At 66.4% G+C, this 2,747-nt stretch carries 2 protein-coding genes; both read left to right on the top strand.

The window, feature by feature from the left end; all coding sequences use genetic code 11:
- The first annotated feature begins 124 nt into the window (after window positions 1–124).
- Window positions 125–2,209, top strand: coding sequence for a phage portal protein (locus WC906_05480; protein MFA5777852.1), 2,085 nt, complete (start codon window positions 125–127; stop codon window positions 2,207–2,209).
- Between the two features lie 4 nt (window positions 2,210–2,213).
- Window positions 2,214–2,747: HK97 family phage prohead protease (locus WC906_05475; GenBank protein MFA5777851.1), on the top strand; the 534-nt coding region annotated here is incomplete at its 3' end.

The following is a 2,747-nucleotide window of genomic DNA, read 5'->3' as shown; positions in this document are numbered from 1 at the left end:
CGCTAGGCTCGGGCATTCCCCCGACGTCGTCGACGCCCTCGCCCTGACCTTCTTCCCCTCTCGCCCCGTGGCGGTGGAGTGGCTTTAGTTGTAGATATTTTTCGAGAAATGCTAGCGTGAACATATGGGTAACATCCGAGAGAGGATAGCGAGCTTCATCGGCGGCAGGGCGAAGTCCTACGACTCCGGCGGCTTCGAGCTGCTGCGCCGGCTCACGGGCGGCAGCGTGGAGGCGAAGGGCCTCGAGACATACCGCACCAGCCTCTACGTCTTCGCCGTCGTGTCGCGCATCGCGACCAAGGCGGCCAGCGTCCCATTCCGCCTCTACCGCGTGAAGGGGTCGAAGGGCGATCAGGAGGAACTGACCGCGCACCCCGTCATCGACCTGTTCTACCGCCCGAACCCTACGCAGACGCGGAGCGAGTTCGTCGAGATGGCCTTCACCAACCTCCTGCTCACTGGGGAGGCCTTCGTCTACAAGGTGCGCAACTCGCGTGGCGTCCCTGTCGAGCTCATGAACCTGCGTCCCGACCGCATGACCGTCGTGGCGGGGAAGGACGAGCCGGTCGCCCGCTACGAGTTCGCGAGGAACGACGGCACGAGGGCGGTGTTCGCGACCGAGGACATCATCCACGTCAAGCTCCCGAACCCTTCCAACCAGCTTTCCGGCCTCTCTCCGCTCGTGGCCGGGTCGAGGCGCGTCGAGACCGAGATTTACGCCTCCACCGAACAGCGCGACCTTTTCCTCAACTCCGCGCGGCCCGACGCCCTGCTCAAGGTGGCGGGGGGCCTCGGCAAGGACGACCGCGACGAGCTCCGCGCCGGGTGGAACAGGCGGCACCAGGGGCCGGGCAAGAACGGCAAGGTGGCCGTCCTCTCCGGCGACGTGGAATACCAGCAGATTTCCCTCTCCCCGAAGGAGCTCGACCACATCGAGAGCATGAGGCTCCTGCGCGACGACATCTTCCTCCTGTTCAGCGTCCCGAAGTCGGCCATGGGCGTCACCGAGGACGTGAACCGCGCCAACGCGGAGGTCGGCATGGAGCTTTTCCTCACCGAGTGCGTCGGCCCCCACCTCACGCGCTGGTGGGAGAAGATGAACGAGGAGATGATAATCCCCGACTTCGGGGACGAATACTGGATTGAGCCGGTCGAGTTCACGCAGGGCGGAGAGGAGCGCAAGCTCGCCCGCTACGCGAACGGCATCGCGAACCGCTGGCTCCTGATCAACGAGGTGCGCGCCATGGAGGGCCTGCCGCCCGTGAAGGGCGGGTGGACGCTCTACGGCTCGCTGGCCGAGATGCCGATAGGCGGGCTGGACCAGTCCGCGCAGAAGGCCATCGACGACGAGGCGCGCGAGAACGAGCGCGTGATACGCGCCCACGCATCCCCCCGCTTCGGCTTCAGGGGGCGTTCCATGCTCAAGGCGAAGCTGGAGGTGCGCGAGGCCATGCTCGCCCCGAGGGCGAAGTCCGAGCCGCGCCGCCTCATCGCGGGCGAGGCCCGCAAGGCCTACTGCGACTTCTCCCTCAAGCGCATGGAGCAGGGCGAGAAGTCCCTCCGCGCGAGGGTGGACGAGTTCGCGGCTGGTCAGGCGGCCCGCGTCGCCAAGGCCCTGGACAGGCTCAAGAGCAAGGCCGTCAAGGTGACGGTCTCCCGAATTTTCAACAGGGACAAGGAGGACGCGCTCGCCGTCGATTTCCTGCTCCCCGAGCTCCGTTCCATACTGGAGCGCGCGGGGGAGGACGCCCTCGACCTCGTGGAGCCGCAGACCGACTTCGACATGACCGCGCGCATAGAGAGGGCGATAAAGTCCCACGCCGCGAAGCTGGCCGAGGAGGTGAACCGCACCACCGTCGAGGGGCTGGGCCGCGACCTCGCCGAGGGCCTCGCGCAGGGCGAGGGCATAGGCGAGATATCGGGACGCGTCGCCGCGCGCTTCGAGGAGTTCCCCCTCTGGCGGAGCGACCTCATCGCCCGCACCGAGACCACCAACGCGCTCAACCAGGGGCTCGAGGAGGGCTTCCGGCAGTCCGACGTGACCAACGCGAAGGAGTGGGTCGCCACCATGGACGACCGCACGCGCGACGAGCACCTCGCGCTCGACGGCGAGGTCGTCAAGCTCGGCGAGGCGTTCAGCAACGGACTCCAGCGGCCAGGGGAGCCTAACTGCCGGTGCGCCATCGCCCCGGCCTTCATCGAGGATTAAACTTATGGAACAGAAGCTATACCAGAAGGAGCACGCCTTCACCGTGAAGGCCGTGGACAAGGGGGAATACCGCATCTCCGGCGTCTTCTCCACCGCCGACAAGGACTGGCACGACGAGATAATCGACCAGTCGGGCTGGAAGCTGGAGACATTCAGCGCGAACCCCGTCATCCTGTTCGGCCACGATCACGGCCGGCCGGCCATCGGGCGCGGCGAGAACCTGCGCGTCAACGCGCTCGGCCAGCTTGAGGGCGACATCGTGTTCGCCGTGAAGGAGCACACCGACGGCTTCGCGGAGACGATTTTCAACCTCTACGCCAACGGCTTCATGCGGGCGTTCTCCGTGGGCTTCCGCAACGAGGTCTACGAGGTGGAGCAGGAGAGCGACACCGTCGTCCTCAAGGTGAACGACCTCCTGGAGATTTCCTGCGTCAACGTCCCAGCCAACGCCTTCGCCCTCGCGAAGCAGAAGGGCCTCGTGATGGGCGGCGTGGGGGAGGGCGACATCAGGCACAAGCAAGCAGTGGGCGAGCGCCCA

Source organism: Parcubacteria group bacterium (genome assembly GCA_041657845.1).
In the GTDB taxonomy this organism is placed as follows: Bacteria; Patescibacteriota; Minisyncoccia; order Moranbacterales; family JAKLHP01; genus JAKLHP01.
This window is presented reverse-complemented; position numbering and strand designations above follow the sequence as displayed.

Coding starts and splice junctions, on each gene's coding strand:
- WC906_05480 (MFA5777852.1), top strand. CDS start 125: ATGGGTAACATCCGAGAGAGGATAGCGAGCTTCATCGGCGGCAGGGCG.